General features: G+C 67.7%; 14 protein-coding genes. 13 read left to right on the top strand and 1 reads right to left on the bottom strand.

The genetic code is table 11. The features are described from left to right. A partial coding sequence (locus tag K8I61_03830) for a zinc-ribbon domain-containing protein (GenBank protein MBZ0271140.1) occupies nucleotides 1–215 on the bottom strand: 215 nt, incomplete at its 3' end. Between the two features lie 343 nt (nucleotides 216–558). Here K8I61_03830 and K8I61_03835 point away from each other — a divergent pair. The 13 genes from K8I61_03835 to K8I61_03895 are packed head-to-tail and all read left to right on the top strand — an operon-like array spanning nucleotide 559 to nucleotide 18273. Continuing rightward, nucleotides 559–2811, top strand: a complete 2253-nt coding sequence (locus tag K8I61_03835) for a transglycosylase SLT domain-containing protein (GenBank protein MBZ0271141.1) — start codon at nucleotides 559–561, stop codon at nucleotides 2809–2811. Nucleotides 2812–2847: 36 nt separating this feature from the next. Then, complete coding sequence (locus tag K8I61_03840) at nucleotides 2848–5388, top strand: HEAT repeat domain-containing protein (GenBank protein MBZ0271142.1); 2541 nt, start codon at nucleotides 2848–2850, stop codon at nucleotides 5386–5388. A 16-nt stretch (nucleotides 5389–5404) separates the two neighbouring features. After that, complete coding sequence (locus tag K8I61_03845) at nucleotides 5405–6289, top strand: glycosyltransferase (protein MBZ0271143.1); 885 nt, start codon at nucleotides 5405–5407, stop codon at nucleotides 6287–6289. Continuing rightward, nucleotides 6286–7719: an oligosaccharide flippase family protein gene (locus tag K8I61_03850; protein MBZ0271144.1), complete on the top strand. Its 1434-nt coding sequence runs from the start codon at nucleotides 6286–6288 to the stop codon at nucleotides 7717–7719. Before K8I61_03845 ends, K8I61_03850 begins: the two co-directional genes overlap by 4 nt. After that, nucleotides 7716–8357: a class I SAM-dependent methyltransferase gene (locus K8I61_03855; GenBank protein MBZ0271145.1), complete on the top strand. Its 642-nt coding sequence runs from the start codon at nucleotides 7716–7718 to the stop codon at nucleotides 8355–8357. Before K8I61_03850 ends, K8I61_03855 begins: the two co-directional genes overlap by 4 nt. Continuing rightward, the gene (locus tag K8I61_03860) at nucleotides 8354–9391 is read left to right on the top strand and encodes a radical SAM protein (GenBank protein ID MBZ0271146.1); all 1038 of its coding nucleotides are present in this window, start codon (nucleotides 8354–8356) and stop codon (nucleotides 9389–9391) included. Before K8I61_03855 ends, K8I61_03860 begins: the two co-directional genes overlap by 4 nt. Beyond that, complete coding sequence (locus tag K8I61_03865) at nucleotides 9388–10596, top strand: glycosyltransferase family 4 protein (GenBank protein MBZ0271147.1); 1209 nt, start codon at nucleotides 9388–9390, stop codon at nucleotides 10594–10596. The genes K8I61_03860 and K8I61_03865 overlap by 4 nt, the downstream gene beginning before the upstream one ends. Continuing rightward, on the top strand, nucleotides 10593–11747 hold the full coding sequence (locus K8I61_03870; GenBank protein ID MBZ0271148.1) for a glycosyltransferase: 1155 nt from the start codon (nucleotides 10593–10595) through the stop codon (nucleotides 11745–11747). Before K8I61_03865 ends, K8I61_03870 begins: the two co-directional genes overlap by 4 nt. Further along, complete coding sequence (locus K8I61_03875; GenBank protein MBZ0271149.1) at nucleotides 11740–13227, top strand: O-antigen ligase family protein; 1488 nt, start codon at nucleotides 11740–11742, stop codon at nucleotides 13225–13227. Before K8I61_03870 ends, K8I61_03875 begins: the two co-directional genes overlap by 8 nt. Nucleotides 13228–13233: 6 nt before the next feature. Beyond that, nucleotides 13234–14250, top strand: a complete 1017-nt coding sequence (locus K8I61_03880) for a glycosyltransferase family 9 protein (protein ID MBZ0271150.1) — start codon at nucleotides 13234–13236, stop codon at nucleotides 14248–14250. Further along, a complete protein-coding gene (locus tag K8I61_03885) occupies nucleotides 14247–15416 on the top strand; it encodes a glycosyltransferase family 4 protein (protein MBZ0271151.1) in 1170 nt (389 codons plus the stop codon). Before K8I61_03880 ends, K8I61_03885 begins: the two co-directional genes overlap by 4 nt. After that, nucleotides 15376–16413 carry a glycosyltransferase family 9 protein gene (locus K8I61_03890; protein MBZ0271152.1) on the top strand — a complete coding sequence of 346 codons (1038 nt, stop codon included), beginning with the start codon at nucleotides 15376–15378 and terminating at the stop codon, nucleotides 16411–16413. Before K8I61_03885 ends, K8I61_03890 begins: the two co-directional genes overlap by 41 nt. Beyond that, nucleotides 16414–18273, top strand: a complete 1860-nt coding sequence (locus K8I61_03895) for a sugar transferase (protein MBZ0271153.1) — start codon at nucleotides 16414–16416, stop codon at nucleotides 18271–18273. It abuts the gene before it with no gap. Nucleotides 18274–18338 lie beyond the last annotated feature (65 nt).

Genomic DNA, 18338 nt, shown 5'->3' on the forward strand with positions numbered 1-18338 from the left:
ACCGCCGGGAGCGCGGGCGTCCCGCCTGCTTCGACTTGCGCACCCGCCGGGAGCGCGGGCGTCCCGCCTGCTTCGACGAATTCGTCCGCCGCGTGCAGCGCGCGCGCCGGTTGATCGGCGGGCATGTTCGGATCGACCTGAAAGTGCGCCTGACAATGGGGGCAGACGACGTCCATCGTCTCCATGCGTCGAAGCGGCTCCGGGCTCTGGGCCATGAATATCCCTCGCGCGAGTGGGATTCGTGGCCCGAAAAAGGAGCAAGGTCCGTGCCAGAGATCCGGCATCCGTTCACCGAGAAAAACCGGCCTGAAAACAAGAGCCTCGCCGACATTCCGCGGATGGACATGAACCGATGCGACGAACTTTCGCCACATCGTCGCCACGGCGGGGCTTAAGCGACAGGTTCTTGACGCTTGCACCGGCAAAAACCGCTGCCGCACCGTGCGGCTTCGCCATGCCGCTTACGCGCCCTTAACATTCTTTGGTGCGCGCCCCGGGGTGTGATACCTTCACCCGCGGATGTTGCGACCGGATATCAACGTGATACGCCGCGTATCCGTGAGACGCGCGCGCGCCATTTTCAGCCTGACGGCGGCGATCGTGATTCTTGTCGCCGCGCCGGCAAGCGCCGGTTTGCTGTTCCCCACCGCGATCGACATGCCCGCGATCCGCGAGGAGTACCTGGCCGGAAAGGACACGCTCGCCGTCTTTCATCTTTATTACCGCCTGCAGCAGGACCCGCCCCCCGCCGACCGGGGCGACGCGTATTTCCTGATGGGCCTTGCGCTTGGCCGCGCGGGCGATCCGGAATCCGCGGCCCTCGCGTTTCGACGCGCGGAGGATCATCTGCCGCTTGTCGCCGACGCGTGCGCGTTTCTGGCGGCCAAATCGCTTGAAGACGCCGGGCGCTTTGCCGACGCCATCGGGGCGGTGACCGAAGGCGCCGCGCGGCATCCGGCCGCGCCGTTTTTCGACGATGCCGCCGCCTGGCGCGCGCGCCTTTCCTCCCGCGCGGGCCGGCACGAGGAAGCGGCGAGGCGATTTGTGGAGCTTTCGGGCGATGTCGCGAATTCGATCGATCATTCGCGCTTTGGCCTTGCCGCCGCGCGCGAATACGCCGCCGCCGGTGATCGGGCCTCCGCGATCGCGCGGCTGCGCGCCGTCGTCACCGGCGGGCGCGCGGATCGATACACCCTCGCCGCGCTCGATGAGTTGAATGCGCTTGCCGGCGGCGCGGACGCGCCCGCCTGGTATCGCGATCTCGTCACGCGGCTTGGCGCGAAGTTTTTCAAGGATGGCGAATACCGCCACGCGCAGCGCGCCCTCGCGGCCCGGCAGCAGGCGGCGCCCGGCTCGTTTGGCATCGACGACCGCTATCGCCTCGGCATGGCCGCGTTTTCTAACCACGACAACGACGCCGCGCTCGCGGCGCTGCGCCCGATCGCGCAAGGCGCCGGGTCGCTCGCCGACGACGCGGCGTACCGCATCGGCAAGATCGAAACGCGCCTTGGCGACAACGCGGCCAGCCGGATCTCGTTCGAGACGGTGCTGCGGCGCTTTCCCGGAAGCGGCTACGGCCCCGCCGCGCGCTACCAGATCGCGCTGCTCGACCTGGAGGACAACAACTATTCGCGCGCGCACGAGTATCTCGAAAACCGCCTGCGCCGCCCGGCGGGAACGCAGACGGAATACCTCACCTGGCTGCACGCCTGGACGGCGCTTCGCGCGGGCAAGCTCGCCAAGGCCGATGCGTTGCTTGCCTCGATGACGCGCGCGTTCCGCCGCTCGTCCGACCTGGATCGCTATCACTACTGGCGCGCGGCTGTGCTCGATCTTCGGGGACGGACGCGCGAGGCGATCGCCGACTGGCGCGAGATCAATCGCCGGCCGCGCACCTATTACGGCCAGCGCGCCGGCGAACGCCTGACGGCGCATGGCAAGATCGCGCGCGCGCCGGACGACGGCATCGACGGCGGGCTCATCCGCCCGTACGGGCTGCCGGCCATCGATCCGTCCCGGTTGCCGGCGCGTCTGCGCAAAACCGCCGAACGCGCGCAATATCTGGCGAGCCACGGGCGGATGGCCGAGGCCGCGCGCGTGGCGGGCGAATTTCCCGACGCGTCTGAACTCGAATCCCGGGACGAGCAACACCTGATGGCGCGTTTGTGGCATTCGTCCGGCCGCTACAGCGAGACGATGCGTTTCGTCGGCGCGAGCGCCAACGGCATCTACGCCCACCTGCGCGAGAGCGCGGGCGACCTGCGCGCGAACTATTACGCCCTGCTCTATCCGCTCGCGTACGAACACGCGGTCCGCTACTGGGCCGGCCGGCGCGGCCTGCCGCCCGGGCTCGTGTACGCCGTCATCTACAACGAAAGCGCCATGAAGCCGCACGTCGTCTCGCCGGCGAATGCCGTCGGACTCATGCAAATCGTGCCGCGCACCGGGGCCGAAATCGCCGGCGCGAACGGCGAGACGTTCGACGAGGATGTCCTCTACGATCCGGAAACGAACATCCGCTACGGCACCTGGTATCTGCGCGCGATGCTCGACCGGTTCGAGGGGTGCGTTCCGTGCGCGATCGCCAGCTACAATGCCGGGCCGGACGTGGTCGGCAAATGGTTCCGCAATAAAAAAGACCTGACGCCGGAGATCTTCATCGAGGAAATCCCGTATCGCGAGACGAACCGCTACGTGAAAAAGGTGCTTTCGACGCGGCGGTTCTACGAATCGCTGTACGATCTTGCGCCCGCCGGCGCGCAAGAAGGCATGCCCGTCGCCGACATTGACGCCGCGCCCGCGGATTCCTAAAATTTTCTGCCTGGAAATTCGGGGACTTTTCACACGATGACGCAAGATCCAACGGACGGACGGGGCCTCACGCACGACCCGGCCATGGTCGAGGTCGTCTGCGACTTTGTGCAGGCGATCGGCGGCACCGTCGTGAACATCAAGCGCTATCCGACGGGCTCGGCCATCATCTCCATGGCGCTTGAGCGTTGCGTCGAAACGCTGCGCAAGCTCTTTGACGTCAAGGAGTCCTTCACGGTCGCCGAATCCGAGAAGATGATCCTCGTCGACGGCGACGTGCTCTCGGACAAAATCCAGTCGCGCGCTTACGTGCGCACCTTCATCGAGTCGCTCATCGCGCGCAACGTACGCTCGCTGACTTTCAGCAAGGGCCTCGACGAAAAGCAGATCCTCGCGTTTCTCGGCGTCTTCGGCGACAAGCCGGACGACCTGAAACGCCGGGGCAGCATCTCCGAACTCGTCGCGGCCGCGGGCGTCAGGGACATCACGCTCGACGAGAAGGTGTTCGTGGTCCTGAACAAGGGCCAGGCGATCGCGGACATCGCCGAGCTGGATCGCCTCGCGCAGCTCGGCGACGACCTGGATCCCGATCAGGTCCGCGACAGCGCGATGGTTAACTACATCATGTCGCAAGTGCCGTTCGACAAGCTCGGGCTGAAAGGCGAGCAGGTCGAGGCGCTCAAGGCGAAGATCGATTACGACAAGCTGAAAAACGCGAAGAAGATCGACTTCGAGAAAATCGGCCCGATTCTCGCGCGCACCTTCGAGCAGGCCGCCGGGTCCGACGAGCTTCCCGAGCCGCCGCGCACGATCGACGGCGTCTCGCCGATGACGTCGCGCGAAACGATCGCGGACGCGCGGGTGCAGCAGATCGTCAACACGTTCTCGGAGATGGCCGAGTCCATTTTCCGTTTCGAGAACCCGACGATTCGCGCCAAGCTGCTGAACGATTTCTTGCGCATCGTGACGAATTTCAAGGGCCTCACGCTCGCCAAGATGCTCTCGCGGCGCATCTCGGACTCCGGCGACGTGGATTTGAAGGGCGAGATCCTCGGGCAGATCTCCACGAAGAAGCGTTCGCTGGTCATCGATCACCTCATCGCGAAGTACTACCGTCTCATCGACGGGCTCGCGCCTGAAGACTTCAACTTCACGGCCGAGGAGATCGACGAGTCCGAGAGCACGCTCAAAAAAATCATCCAGCTCGCGCGCGCCAGCCAGCGCACGGATATCGCCGACAAGGCGCAGCGCGCCGTGAGCATGGTACGCCTGCTCTCGCGCGAGGGGCGAACGCCCGAGGGACTTCTTGTCCTCAAAATGAAGCGCCTGTTCGCCCAGGAGTCCGCGCGCCTTCTGGACGACGATTTTCTCGACGGCTTCGGCGAGCTCGCCAAGCGCCTTGTCGAGCAAAAGCGCGTCGACATCCTGCGCAAGCTCATCGAGCGCATCGCGTCGAACTTCGCAAGCGACGACGCCGAGGTGCGCGGCAACACCGTGATGGCGTTCGTGCGCATGCACCAGGAACTCGGCTCCCTGTCGCGGCCCGATCTGTTGAACGACGGCTACGGGCATCTGATGAAACAGTTGCGCCGCGAGGAAGACCCCCAGCTTTTCGCGCGCATCCTCGCGACGATGGTTTCCGATTCCAAGCGCCTCGTGGAGCTTGGCGATTTCGCCGTCGTGACGAATCTGCTGCGCGCGTTCCGCCGCTTGCGCGATGAAACGGCCGATCCCGCGCGCGGCGGCATCATGGGGCAGGCGATCGATCGCGTCGGGAAGGACGCCGAGGTTATCGCGACGCTGGTGCGCGTATTCCAGGCGCAAAACGACGCGGAAAGCGATCAGGCCGCCGCGCTGCTCGGGCAGCTTGCGCCGGGGGCGGTCGCGTCGGCCGTGCTGACGCTGCTGAAGGACAGCGACGACATGCGCGTGCGGAAAAAGTGCATGGCGCTGCTGGCCCGCATGGGCCTGCCGGTCGTGCCCGCCCTGCTGGCGCGACTTACGCCCGACCAGCCGTGGTATTTCAGCCGCAACATCCTGTCGCTTCTGGCGGATATCGGGGCGACAGGCGGTATCGCGCAGGTGGTCCCGTTCCTGACGCACCAGGACGAGCGTGTGCGCCGCGCGGCGATCTCGATGCTCGCGCGCGCGGGCGGCGGCGAGGCCGACGCCGCGCTGGCCGCGACATACGCGAGCCAGCCCGATCCGCTGCGCAGCGTTCTGATCGCGCACTTCGCCCAAGCCCGGAATCGCGAGGCGGTTGCGCCCCTGGTCGCGGCGCTCGCGGACCTCGCCGACGGATCGAACGACGATCGCGCGATCGCCATCGTGCAGGCGCTCGGGCAGATCGGCGACGCATCCGCGGCGCCCGCCATTCGCGCCTTGCTCAAGCGCGGCGGCGGCCTGCGCGGCTTTTTTCAAAAGCCCAACGACGCCATCGTGCAGGCGGGCATCGTCGCGCTTGGCCGCATGGGCGACGCGGACACCCCCTCGCTTCTCAAGAAGTTTGTCCATCATTCGAATCCGGCCATCGCGCGCGCCGCGCAAGAGTCCATCCGCGCCCTCGGCGCGGGCTGATCGCCCCGGCCCACGCATGCGCGCGTCCCTGGTGATCGCGTGCCGGAACGCGGCCGCGTGGCTTCCCCGGTGCCTCGCGTCGATTAACGATCTCGCCATGCCCGTCGAGGTCATCCTCGTCGACGACGGCAGCACGGACGGCTCCGCGGGCATCGCCGAGGCCGCGGGCGCGCGTGTGTTGCGGCGCGAGGCGCGCGGCCGCGCCGCCGCGCTGAATGCCGGCATCGCCGAGGCGAAAGGCGAAATCATCCTGTTCACCGATGCGGATTGCGTCGTCGGGCCCGATTGGGCCGACCGGCTCATCGAAAAAATCGACGAAGGATACGACGGCGTCGGCGGGAATCTCCTCCCATCGGCGTGGACGGCGATCGAGACCGCGAAGGTGCTGCGTTACCTTCACGAGTTCGAGCGCGACTTCGTCCTTGAAGGCGCTTACACGCGCTTTTGCCTGAACGGCAACAACATGGCGGTCCGCGCGGATGCGCTCGCGCGCGCCGGCGGCTTTGACGAGCGCTACGTCCACGGCGCGGACGCGGACCTGACCCGCCGCCTGCTCGTGAAGGGCTGCCGCCTTTTGCGCACGCGCGACATCGAAACGACGCACCTCAAGATCGACACGCCGCGCACTTTTTTACGGACGTTTTTTCATCGCGGCAGCGCCGTGCGTTTTGCGGATGGCGACCGTTCGCCGCGCGCCCAATCGCTGGCTCGCGCGTACCTCGCTCCGGTGGCCCGCGCCCTCGCGGACGCGCGCCGTATTCCGGCCATGCGGCGCCGCTTTCCTCAAATCGACATTGCCGCGCTTGTCGCCGCTCCCTTCTGGCACCTGCTTGCGGACTGGCGCGCGGCCGGCGGGCAGCGCCACTACCGGCGCGTCTTTTCCCGCGAGGCGCGCACGTGAGACTCAAGACGCGCGCGGTGCGCGGCGTGGCGTGGGTGGCGGGCGGCGCGTGGGCGCGGCAGATTCTGAACTTCCTCGCCAACATCGCGCTCATGCGCCTTATCGCGCCCGAGGCGTTCGGTCAGCTCGCGCTCGCGATGTTTTTCCTGACACTCGTGCGTAAGCTTTTCGGCTTCGGTTTCAACCACGCGTTCATCCATCGCCAACAAGAGCCGGAGCGCGCCGCGCCGACGCACCTGGCGTTGCACGTCGCCGTCGCGCTCATCGTGATCGCCGCCGCGATCGCCGCGCGCCCCGCGCTCGCGCTTCGCTACGACGACGCGACCGCGACCGCGTTCATCGTGCTCGCGATCTTCGCGATCCTTGAAAATGCGAGCCAGACCGCGCGTCTATTGCTCGAAAAGGAGCTCGACTTCGCGCGGCTCGTGCGCCTTGATGTCGTGGTCATCGTCGTCTCGAACCTCGCGGCGATCGCCCTGGCGGCCCTTGGCGCGGGCCTGGGAGCGCTTCTCGGCAAGCAGGCGATCGCGTGGCTGATCCAGGCGGCGGGCTCGTGGCGTCTCGCGCCGCCGATGCCCGGTCGCGTACCCGACTTGGCGACCGCGCGCTGGTATCTGCGATTCGGCGCGCCGATGTGGATCGCCGGCATGGCGACATTCGTCTCTCTTCAATTCGACGATTTTCTCGTCGGCAGTCTCGATTCCGCCGAGGCGCTCGGTTACTACGCGCGCGCGTACGCGCTCGCCTGCTTTCCGACCGCGATGGTGACGCACATCGTCGCGCGCGTCGCGTTTCCGCTTTACGCGCGCGTGCAGGACGACCGCGCGCGGTTGTCCCTCGCGTTCACGCAGGTTTTGCGTTTTGTCGTCACCTTCACGACGCCGATGGGCGTTGGGCTCGCCGTCGTCGCGCCCGAGGCCGTGCCGCTCGTGTTCGGCGATACGTGGCGGCCGATGGTGCCGATTGTCCGCCTGCTGCTCATTTACGCGTGCCTGCGTCCGCTGTATGACGACTGCGGCGAGCTGTTTACGGCCGTCGGCCGGCCTGACGTTTCCAGCCGGATCCTCGTGCTGCAAGCCGTCGTTGTGATCGCGCTTTGCCCGCCGGCGGTGTACCTTTTCGGCGCGAAAGGCGCGGCCGTCGCCGTGGGTTTGGCGATGGCGGCGGGGGTCGTCAAGGCGTATCGCGTGATGCCGCGTTTCATCGAATTTGAAGCGGCGTCGGTTTTCGCGCCGGCGTTCGTAGCCGCGGCCGTCGCGACGGCGGCGGCCTACGGCTCGCTCGCCGCGGTTGCGCCGTCCTCGGCGATCGCCATCCTTTTCGTGAAGGGCGGCGCGTTTGCCGTTGTCTACGCGGCGCTGTTGTACGCAATGGAAGGAAAAACGATGCGACGCGACGCGCGAACGCTAATGCAGGCGTGGGCGGGATGATGACCGGGCACGACGAACATCCGCGTATCCTCGATCTCGGATGCGGGCCGGGCAAGGCGCCGGGCGCGTTCGGCGTCGATCGTCGCGCGCTGCCGGGCGTTGACCTCGTCCACGACCTGGCGATCCGGCCGTGGCCGATCGAATCGGGCGCGTACGACCGCATCGTGATCCGCCACGTGATCGAACACGTGGACGACGTGATCGGCTTTTTCGACGAGGTGCATCGCGTGGCGGCGAACGGCGCGACGGTGGAGATCGTCACGCCGCATTTCTCGAACCGCTGCGCGTATCTGGACCCCACGCACCGCCACACCTTTTCCGCGCGCTTCCTGGAATTCGTGGCCGACGCGCCGCCGTGGCGGCCCGCGTCGCGCCTGGCCGTCGCGCGAAGCTGGCTGTTCGAACATCACCACGACATGGCGCCGCTCGGCGCGCCGGGACGCTTCGCGATTGCGACGCGCCGCGTCACCTTTTCGCGGGTGTTCCGCATGCTTGGCGTCGCATGGCTTGCTAATGCTAAAATCGATTTCTACGAGTTCTATCTCGCGCACCTTTTCCCCGCGCGAGACATCGAGGCGACGCTGTCGGTCAAGAAGGACGAATCGGGCCAAGGCGCCGGCAAGGAACATCACCCGTGAGCGAACGCAGAACCACGAAAGGCCGCATCAAGGTCTTTTCCAACACCACCGAGCCGGGCGTCGCGGGGCAACTGCGCCGCGTGGCCGAGTGGCGGCACCGCCCCGTCGTGGAGCTTGCCGGCGCCGTGACGCGGCGCGCGCTGCGCCGGCGCGATCCGTTTCGCCTGCTCGAGTTTCCGCAGGCGGTGCACATCGAGATCACCAACCGCTGCAACCTGGCGTGCGTCATGTGCCCGCATCCCACGATGGAGCGCGAGCAGGGCTTGATGAGCGAGGCGATGTTCTGCCGCGTCATCGACGAGATCGCGCGGCACAAGCTGCTGCTCGAGAACGTCGCCATCATGGGCCTTGGCGAGCCGCTGTTGCACCCGGGGTTCGAGGACTTCGTCCGCATCGCGCACGAGGCCGGCATTCCGAATCTCTATGTCAGCACGAACGGCACGACGCTCACCGAAAAGCGCGCGCGGCGCCTTGTGGCCGACGGCGCGCTCGGCCGCGTCATCATCAGCCTGGACGGCGCATCGAAGAACACCTACGAGGCCATCCGCGTCGGCGCGGATTTCGACCGCGTCATGGACAACACGCGGCAGCTCCTCGAGATCAAGCGCGAGCTCGGCGTGCGCAAGCCGGTCGTAACGCTTCAGATTCTCGCCATGCCGCAAACCAAAGACGAACTCGACGAATTCTGCGCGGCGTGGGAGCCCTTGCTTGGCGAAGGCGACGAGGTACTCATCAAGGAAGTCGACACCTTCGGCGGCCTGGTCACCGACGTGCGCCTCGACGCTTCGCGCGAGCCGGTCGAACGATACGCCTGCCGCATGCTGTGGAAGGACGTGTCGATCTCGTGGGACGGGCGCGTCACCGTGTGTTGCAAGGACGTGTTCTACAAGCTCGCGGTCGATACGCTCGAAGGCGGCCGCACGATCGCCGACATCTGGAATTCGCCGCGCTGGCAGGCGTATCGGCGGATGCACGTGAACGGCCACTGGGACCGCATGGACCCGTGCGACGTCTGCCGCGAATGGTACGTGTGACGGCGCGGCACATCCTTTTCGTCACCGACGCCTGGGCGCCGGAAACGGGCGGCGTCGAACGCGTTTGCCGCGAGCTTGCCCGCGCGCTCGTTGCCGCGGATCGCCGCGTCACGCTGATCGCGCGCGCCGTGGCTGGCCGCCCGCTCGAAGAGACGATCGACGGCGTGCGCGTGCGCCGGTACAAACCCGCGACGCGCGTCACGCCCATCGTGTACGCATCTCACCGCAAGCAGGCGTTCCTGCTTGCGCAACGGATCATCGCCGAGGATCGCCCGGACATCGCGCACATCCATCTGACGCTTTCGGGCGTCGGTCCGGCGGCCGCGCTTTCGGCCGCGGGCATTCCGTACGTGGCGGGATTTTACGGTCCGTGGGCCAAGGAGTTTCGCGCGGAGGTCGAGGACCGGCTCGCCCAGCGTAACGTGCGCTCGCTGTATTTTCGCGCGCAGATGTCCGCGCAGGGGCGCATGCAGCGCGGACTGCTGGCGGGCGCGGCGATGGTCGTCGCGCTCTCGGACTTCAGCCTTAATGAGCTTGCCGAGCTGTGCCCCGAGGCCGTGCCGCGCGCGGTGAAAATCCCCGGCGGCATCGACCCCGCGCTGTTCCACTTCGCGCCCGCGGACGAAGTGCGAAAGCGCTACGGCGTCGGACGCAAGCAGCCGCTTGTCGTCACCGCGCGGCGGCTGGTGCGCCGCACGGGCGTGGACCTGTTCATCGAGACGATCGGCAAGCTGCGCGAGGGCGGCATGCCCACGCGCGCGATCGTCGCGGGCGACGGCCCGGAGCGCAAGGCGCTCGAATACCACGCGGTGCGCGCGAACGTGGCCAACCACATCTCGTTTCTCGGCGCGGTGGACGACGCGACGCTCGCCGACCTGTATCGCGTGTGCGACGTGTTCGTCATGCCGACGCGCGCGCAGGAAAACTTCGGCCTGCCCGTTATCGAGGCCGCGGCGTGCGGCGCGATCGTCGTCTGCACGCCGGTCGGTTCGCTTCCGGAGGTGATGGCGATCGTCGGGTCCCCGCACATCGCCGGCGAGGCGAGCGCCGAATCGCTCGCGGCCACCTTGCGCAACGTGCTGCCGAACCTGCGCGAGAACACGGTCGCCAAACGGCAGTCCGCCTCCGACGACCTTGGCCACCGATACGCGTGGGAGCGCATCGCCGAGCGGTACATGGAAATCTACGATCAGGTCGCGCCGTGAGGATCGCGCTCATCGGGCACACGTACATCCTCGACGCGAATCGCGGCAAGCTCGCGCCGATCGCCGACGCGTGCGACGGGTTCGTGTACCTGGCGCCCGCCGCGTGGCCGGAGCCGGATTTCGGCCCGCGCGAATTTGAGCACGGCGACCATCCGATCGGCGTGTCGCTGGCCGTCGTCGACGCGGGTGACGTGTACGGCTGGCGGTTTCTCGACGACGCGCTAAAAGAGGCTGTCGCAGGATTTCAGCCCGACCTCGTGCATGTCGAGACGGAAGCGGGAAGCCGCGCCGCGAGGCAGACGATCGACATCGCCCGCGCGAGCGGCGCGCGCGTGACGCAGTTTGTCTGGGAAAACATTCCGCACGGGCTTTCGCGCCGGCGGCTCGCGCAGCGCGCGAATTATCGCGACATCGATCACCTGTTCTGCGGGTCGTCATCCGCGCTTGCCGCCGCGCGCGCGGACGGCTATCGCGGCGCGGCGTCGGTCGTCGCGCAAGTGGGCGTCAACGCGGCGGCGATCGACGCCACGGAGGCACGGCGCCTTTTTGAACCCGGCGTGTTCGTCGTCGGCGTCGCCGCGCGGCTCGATCCCAAAAAGGGCGTCGCCGATGTCATCGACGCGGTGGCAATGCTCGGCGAGGCCGCCGCGATCGTCATCGTCGGCGACGGTGCCCAGCGCGAGGCGCTTCAGGCGCGCGCCGCGCGGCACGGGCTTGGCGAACGGGCCCGGTTTGTCGGCGCGGTGACGCACGCCGAGGTGCCGGCGTACATCAAGGGATGCGACGCGTTCGTGCTCGCGAGCCGCGACACGCGGGGTTGGCGCGAACAGTTCGGCCACGTGCTGATCGAGGCGATGGCCGCGGGCGTGCCCGTCGTCGGCAGCGACGGCGGCGCGATTCCCGAGATCGTCGGCGACGCGGGGGCGATCTTTTCGCAGGGCGACGCGGGCGCGCTCGCCGCGCGGCTTGTCGAGTTGCGCGATAACGCCCCCTGGCGCGCCCGATGCGCCGCCGCCGGCCGCGAGCGCGTGATGGCGAAATACTCCGACGGCGCGATCGCGGCGCACCTTGTCGGCGTGTGGCGCGATTTGCTCGGTGAGCCGGCGGCGAGCGATCCGCCGGGCGTACGGGAGTCGAACGGCGATGAGTGAGGCGTTCGGCGATTTCGCGCGCCGCGCGGCGATGCACCGCGACACAAAGGCCGTCATCGCCGTCGCCGTCGTTATCATTTTGTCGTGGGCGACCGGAAAGGCCGTCGCGGACCAATCCATCGGACTGCCGCTGACGCTCGTCGGCGCGGCGGGCGCGTACATGCTGTTTTTCCGTCCCGCGGCGATGATGTGGATCGCGCCGCTGGCGATGTGCATACCGAATTTCGGCCTCGACATTCCGGGGCCGTGGGCCGTTTCGATCGAGGATGCGTTCGTCGTCGGTGCGTTCACGGCGCTTCTGGCGCGCTGCATCGTCGAGCGGCGGCCGATCATTCCGCGCGACGAGCCCGCGGCGAATTACCTGCTCGCGTTTCTTGGCCTGGCGGTCCTCTCGCTCGTGAAGGTCGTCATGATCTCGCCAGGCACGCTCATGATGATCGTCAAGGATCTCATGCGCCTCGCGATGCTCGTGCTGCTTTTTTTCGCCGTGCTCGACACCGCGCGCACGCCGGCGAACATCCGCACGGCGATCCGCGCGATCATCCTGCTTTCGGTGCCGATGGCCGCGATAAGCTGGTACATCTACCTGACCGAGAGCCCGTTTTTTTATTACATCCTCACGATGAAACCGGCGTATCTTTTCTACAAGACCAAAATTCTACGCATGATTTCGATCATGGGATCGACCAGCTTTTCGGGCCTGTATTTCGCGATCGCGCTGGCTCTCGCCGCCACGTTCCCCCGGCGATCGGGCGCGCGCCACATCCGCCTCGCCTATGTCGCGCTGATTTCCGTGCTCACCTCTTGCCTGGTGATGACCTTCAATCGCGGCACGTGGGTCGGCGTGCTCCTCGGCCTGACGATGCTGATGTTCCTGGGCCGCCTGTCGTTCAAGAAAGTTTCCGTCGCGCTGATTCTCGTCGTCGCGCTCCTTTTGTTCGGCATGACGAATCTTTTTTCGATTCTCGATGTCGAGCAAAAGGTGAATGTGCTCGTCGAGGTCTCGCGCTCCTCCGGCCAGGCGCGCATCACGCGATGGATGTCCGCCGCGAACGTCATGCTCGATCAGCCGCTGCTCGGCGTCGGTTACAACAACTACGCTTACAACTACGGCCGCTATTCGATCGAGGAAGGCTGGGTGCCGCTATACGGTTCGCCGCACAATATGTACGTCGATCTGCTCACCGGCACCGGCCTTGTCGGATTCGGCATCTTCGCCATGTTCCTTCGGCGGATGTGGCGGTTGCACTATGAAAACTGGAAGTACGCCGTCGACCCCGAACTCAAGTCGATCGCGCTTGGCCTTCTGCTCGTGTACGTGTTTTTCGTCGGCGCGTCGCTGTTCGACTCGTTTCTTTTCAAGCCGCACCACACCTCGCACCTCGTTTTCATTCTCTTTGCGCTCACCGCCGCGATACGGCGCATCCGCCGGGCCGAAGCCGCGTCCGCGGAAATCGAACCTGTGGCGAAGGCGGCCTGACGCGCCATGACCTCCGACCCGCTCGACGACTCCGCCTTCGAACGCATCCTCATCCACAAGCCCGATCACGCGGGCGACATCGTCCTTGCTGCGCCCGTTGTTGACGCGATTCGCCGCCGATTCGCGCGCGCGCACATCACCGCCGCGCTCGATGCGGGCGCCGCGCCCTTCCTCGACGCGCTCGCGCCGGCCGATGCGTACATCCTTGTCGGCGGGCCGTGGTGGTGGCGCCGGCCCGGTCACGCCGCGCGCTATCTGGCGCGCGTCATGCGCGGGCGGTTTACGCTTGTCGTCAACCTGCGCCACGATTTTCGCGACATCGCCCTTTTGTCGCTGGTATCGCGGCGTCTCGCGACATTCACGCACCGCCGATTCGGAACACGCGCGGCGTTCGCCGTCGCGCCGCCCGGGCCGGACGAACCCGAAGCGTCGAATCTGGCACGCGTGGCCGAGGCGCTTGGCGCGGTCGTCGCCGACAACTTTCGCGCGCCGGTCGATACGCGCGCTCTGGCGATCACGGACACGCTGCCGGCCGACGCGCCACTCGTGGCATTTCATCCGTTCGCCGGCACGAGCGCGAAAGCCTGGACGCACGACGCCGCCGCGCAATTCGCGAGCCGGTTGACCGGCGCGGGCGCGCGGATCGTGTTGATCGGCGACGCGCGGCACGCGGCGGACGCGGCGCGGCTCGCCCGGGAGATCCCGGATACGACGAATCTTGTCGGACGCACGACGGCCGCGGAGCTTGTCGCGGTGATCCGCCGCGCGGACGCGCTTGTTTGCACGGACTCCGCGCCCGGGCACATCGCGCCTTTTGTCGGCACGCCGGCGGTATCGCTCATGAGCGGCACGAACGTCGCCGCGCGCTGGGCGCCCGCCGGCGCCATCGTCCTTACGAATGACGTCCGCTGCGCGCCGTGCGGACTGCGCGCGTGCGTCGTGGCGGGACATCCGTGCATGACGGGGATCGACGCCGACGCCGTCGCGGACGCGGCCTTGCGCGCGATGGGGACGGCGCGATGAGCGCGAAAGATGCGCCGATTCGCGTGTTGATCGACGCGACCGCCATCCCCCCGGCCGGCATGACCGGCGCGGCGCGCTACGTTCACCTGCTTGTGGGCGCGCTCGTCGAGCACGGCGAGATCGCGTTTGACGCCTTCGGGTTCGGCGACAATCCGTTTGAGTCGCTGCCGGACGCGCGCTATCGGAGCGCGCCTCTCCTTACGTTCGCGGGGCCGATCGCGCGGGAGATTTCGCGCCGCCGGTTCGTGCGCCGCCTTGTGCCGCGATACGACGTCGTGCATTTCTCGCTCGAACCCGCGCCCGTGCGCCGCGCGGCAAGCGTGCTGACGCTATTTGACCTTTCGCGCCTGACGGCGGCGTATCGCCGCGCGACGCGCGGCTCGGCGCTGCGCGCGGTGCTGCGCACGCGCCTTCGCTACGGCGGCGCGAGCGGGATGACGCGCATCGTCACCACCTCGAACGCGAGCCGCGAGGATATCGCCGCGCGGCTTGGCATGTCGCGAGACATCATCGACGTGCACATGATTCCGCCCGACGCATGCTTTTCGCCGGGCGCGCCGGATGCCGAGGCGTTGCGCCGCGCGGGCATCCCGGATGCGCCGTACATTCTTTTCGTCGGCGAACTCGGCCGGCAAAAAAACGAGCTTGGTCTCGCGCGGGCGTTCGCCGCCGCACGTTCATCCGGCGGTGTATCCGAGGACACGCGCCTCGTGCTCGCCGGTAACGCCGCCGCCCTGTCGGAACGGGATCGCGCATGGCTTGCGATCGACGCGCGCATCGTGCTCGCGGGCGCCGTGACGGACGCGGATCTCGTGCATCTCTACCGCGGCGCGCGCCTCGTCGCGCTGCCGAGCCTGGCCGAGGGTTATGGCCTGCCGGTCGTCGAGGCGATGGCCTGCGGCGTGCCGGTCGTCGTTTCCGACGCGGGGAGTCTTCCCGAGATCGCGGGCGACGCGGGCCTTGTCGTGCGCGCGGGCGACGATCGCGATCTCGCGGTGGCGATCGCGCGAATCGTGAGCGACAGCGTAAAGCGCGACGATCTCGTTCGCCGCGGCCTTGCCCGCGCGCGGGCTTTCGGGCAAGAAGGCATGGCCCGTGGACATATCGCCACCTATCGGGCCGCCCATGACGCGTACACTCATCGTCAGCCTTCAGGGACTCGGTAACGCGCTGCTGGCGCTGCCGCTCGCATCCGCGCTCGCGCGGCGCGACGGCGAGCCGGTGGCGATGCTCGTGCGTTCACCGCGCGTCGCCGCGCTCTTGCGCGAGCAGTCCGATATCGCGGTGGCGTATGCCGCCAACGGCCGGCGATTCGCGGGCGTGGCGGGTATGCTGCGCCTGCGGCACGAGGTTCGCCGCGCGCGATTCGAGAGCGCCGTTTTCACGTTTCCGTCCGGCACGCGATCCGTGCTCTTCGCCCTGGCGGCGTTCATCCCCCGGCGAATCGGCGTCGCGCATCCCGAATTCGGATGGGGTGAGCGCCTTCTGACAAGCCGCGGCCGCTATCGGCACGGGGCGCACGACCTGGAGCAAAACGCCGAGATCGCCCGCGTGCTCGGCCTTGATACCGACATCGACGCCGCGTGGCCGCCGCTCAATCCGCTGATGGGGCAGGTCGAACACGCCGCGCGATTTCTGAACGACAACGGCTTCGATGACAAGGCGCGCTACGTCGCGATGCATCCGGGAAGCGACGAGGACTTTGTCGAAAAACGTTGGCCGGAGGCGCATTTCGCCGCGCTTGCCGAATCGATTTACGAAAGAGACGGCCGCGCGACGATCGTGTTCGACGGCCCGAACGAGCGCGGCGCGGGCAAGCGTTTGTCCATGTTGTGCCGCACGCCGATCCTCGCGATGGACGGCTGGGGCGACCTGAACGACGCGCTCGGCATGCTTGCGTTTTGCGATCTGATGATCGCGAACGACTCCGGGATCATGAACCTGGCCGCCGCGGCCGGGGTCCCCACGGTCGCGATTTACGGGCCGAGCCGCGCGGATCGATCGAAGCCGTGGCGAAACGGCGCAGCGGTGATCGCCGAGCGCGCATGCGTTCCGTGTTACGGACTCGGGAGCTGGCCGGGCTGCATCCATCCCGAGCGCCCGTGCCTGCACGATGTCGTCCCCGAACGCGTGCTTGCGGCCGCGCTCGCGATCGGCGTGTAGATGCGCCTTCTTTACATCGACCAGTATTTTTCGACGCGCGCCGGCCGTTCGGGCACGCGCGGCTACGAGTTCGCTCGCCGCTTCGCGGCGGCGGGCTGGCGCGTCACGGTCATCACGTCGGCGAGCGATTATTCGCATCTGGCGACGCAGCGGCGATTCGTCGAGCGCACGCGCGTCGAGGGCATCGACGTCGTGAGCCTGCGCATCGGCTACGCGCAGCGGATGTCGTACGTGCGCCGCGCGGTTTCGTTCGTGCTGTTCATGATCGCGTCCACCGTGGCGGGGCTCGTGCTTGGCCGGCATGACGCCGTGTTCGCCAGCAGCACGCCGCTTTCGGTCGGCGTGACCGGCGCCCTCATCTCGATGCTGCGCGGCATCCCCTTCGTGTTCGAGGTGCGCGATCTCTGGCCGCGGGCGCCGATCGAGATGGGGGTCATCCGCGGGCGCGCCGCGATCGGCGTGCTGACGGCGCTCGAACGCTGGATCTATCGCCGCGCGGTGCTCGTCAACGCGCTTTCGCCGGGCATGCGCGAGGGAATCGTCGACGCGGGCGTGGATCCGGCGCGCGTCGCGATGATCCCGAACGGGTGCGACCTGGATTTGGCGCCGGCCCGGGTCGATCGCGCGGGTATGCGCCGCGAGTTCGGATTTGACGGCGACGCGTTTGTCGTCATCTACGCGGGAACGCTCGGCCCGGCCAACGATGTCGGCGATCTGCTCGCGACCGCGCGCGCCGCGCGCGACGCGGACCTTTCGCGCGTGCGTTTTCTGATCGTCGGCGACGGTTCGGAGCACGCGGCGCTCGAGGCGACCGTGACGCGCGAGGTGCTGGCCAACGTGCGTTTCGCGGGCGCGCGAACGCGCCGGGAGACCGCGCGGCTCATTGCCGCGTCCGATCTTGGTGTCACGTGCTTCGCGCCGAGGCCGGTGCTCGAAACGAACAGCCCGAACAAGTTGTTCGACTACCTGGCCTGCGGCGTGCCGCAGATGGTGAACACGCCGGGTTGGATGCGCGAAATCGTGGAAGACGGCGGCGCGGGCGTATTCGTGCCGCACGGAAAACCAGAGGAGGCGGCGCGAACGATCGCGAATCTCGCGAACGATCCGGCGCGCACCGCGGCCATGCGGGCGGCGGCCGTCCGCATCGCGCGCGAGAGTTTCTCGCGCGAACGGCTGGCGGGCGCGATGATGGCGCTTCTGGCGCGCGCATCCGAAACGCCGCGCGAGGCCGGTGCGTTTTCGATCCGCGCGCTGTGGCATCGAGCCGCCGCGATCGCCGGATTGGCGCTCGTCTCGCCGCTTTTTATCGCGATCGCCGTCGCGATCCGCCTTGAGGACGGCGGCGCTGTTTTTTATCGGCCCGAGCGCGTCGGCCACGGCGGGCGCCGCTTTCGCATGTGGAAATTCCGCACGATGGTCGCGGACGCCGAGACGCGCGGGCTGGGGTTGAACGTGTCCGCGAACGACGAACGCATCACGCGCGTCGGGCGCCTGTTGCGCGACGGATCGCTCGATGAATTACCGCAGCTATTCAACGTCGCGGCCGGATCGATGCGCCTTGTGGGGCCGCGCCCCGCCTTGCCCGCGCACGCCGAGCGATTCGATGCGCGCGAGAGCCGCCGCCTGCGCGTGCCACCCGGGCTGACGGGCCTTGCCCAGGTGCGCGGGCGCAACGATCTTCCGTGGGCCGAAAAGCTCGAGGCCGACGTGCTCTACGCGGACAACCGCGGGCTTGGGCTCGACATTCGCATCCTCGGCGAAACGATCGCGACCGTGATCCTGCGCCGCGGGCTGTATGAGCGCGACGCGGGGCTTTCCGATCCGTACAACCGCGAGCTTGACGCCGCGCGCGATTCTTGACAGCGCTTTCGCGCGGCGCGTAGGTTGCGTCGCCGGCAGGTTCGCGCGTGATCGATGCGGCGTCC

It is taken from the genome of bacterium (assembly GCA_019912885.1).
Lineage (GTDB): Bacteria > Lernaellota > Lernaellaia > JACKCT01 > JACKCT01 > JAIOHV01.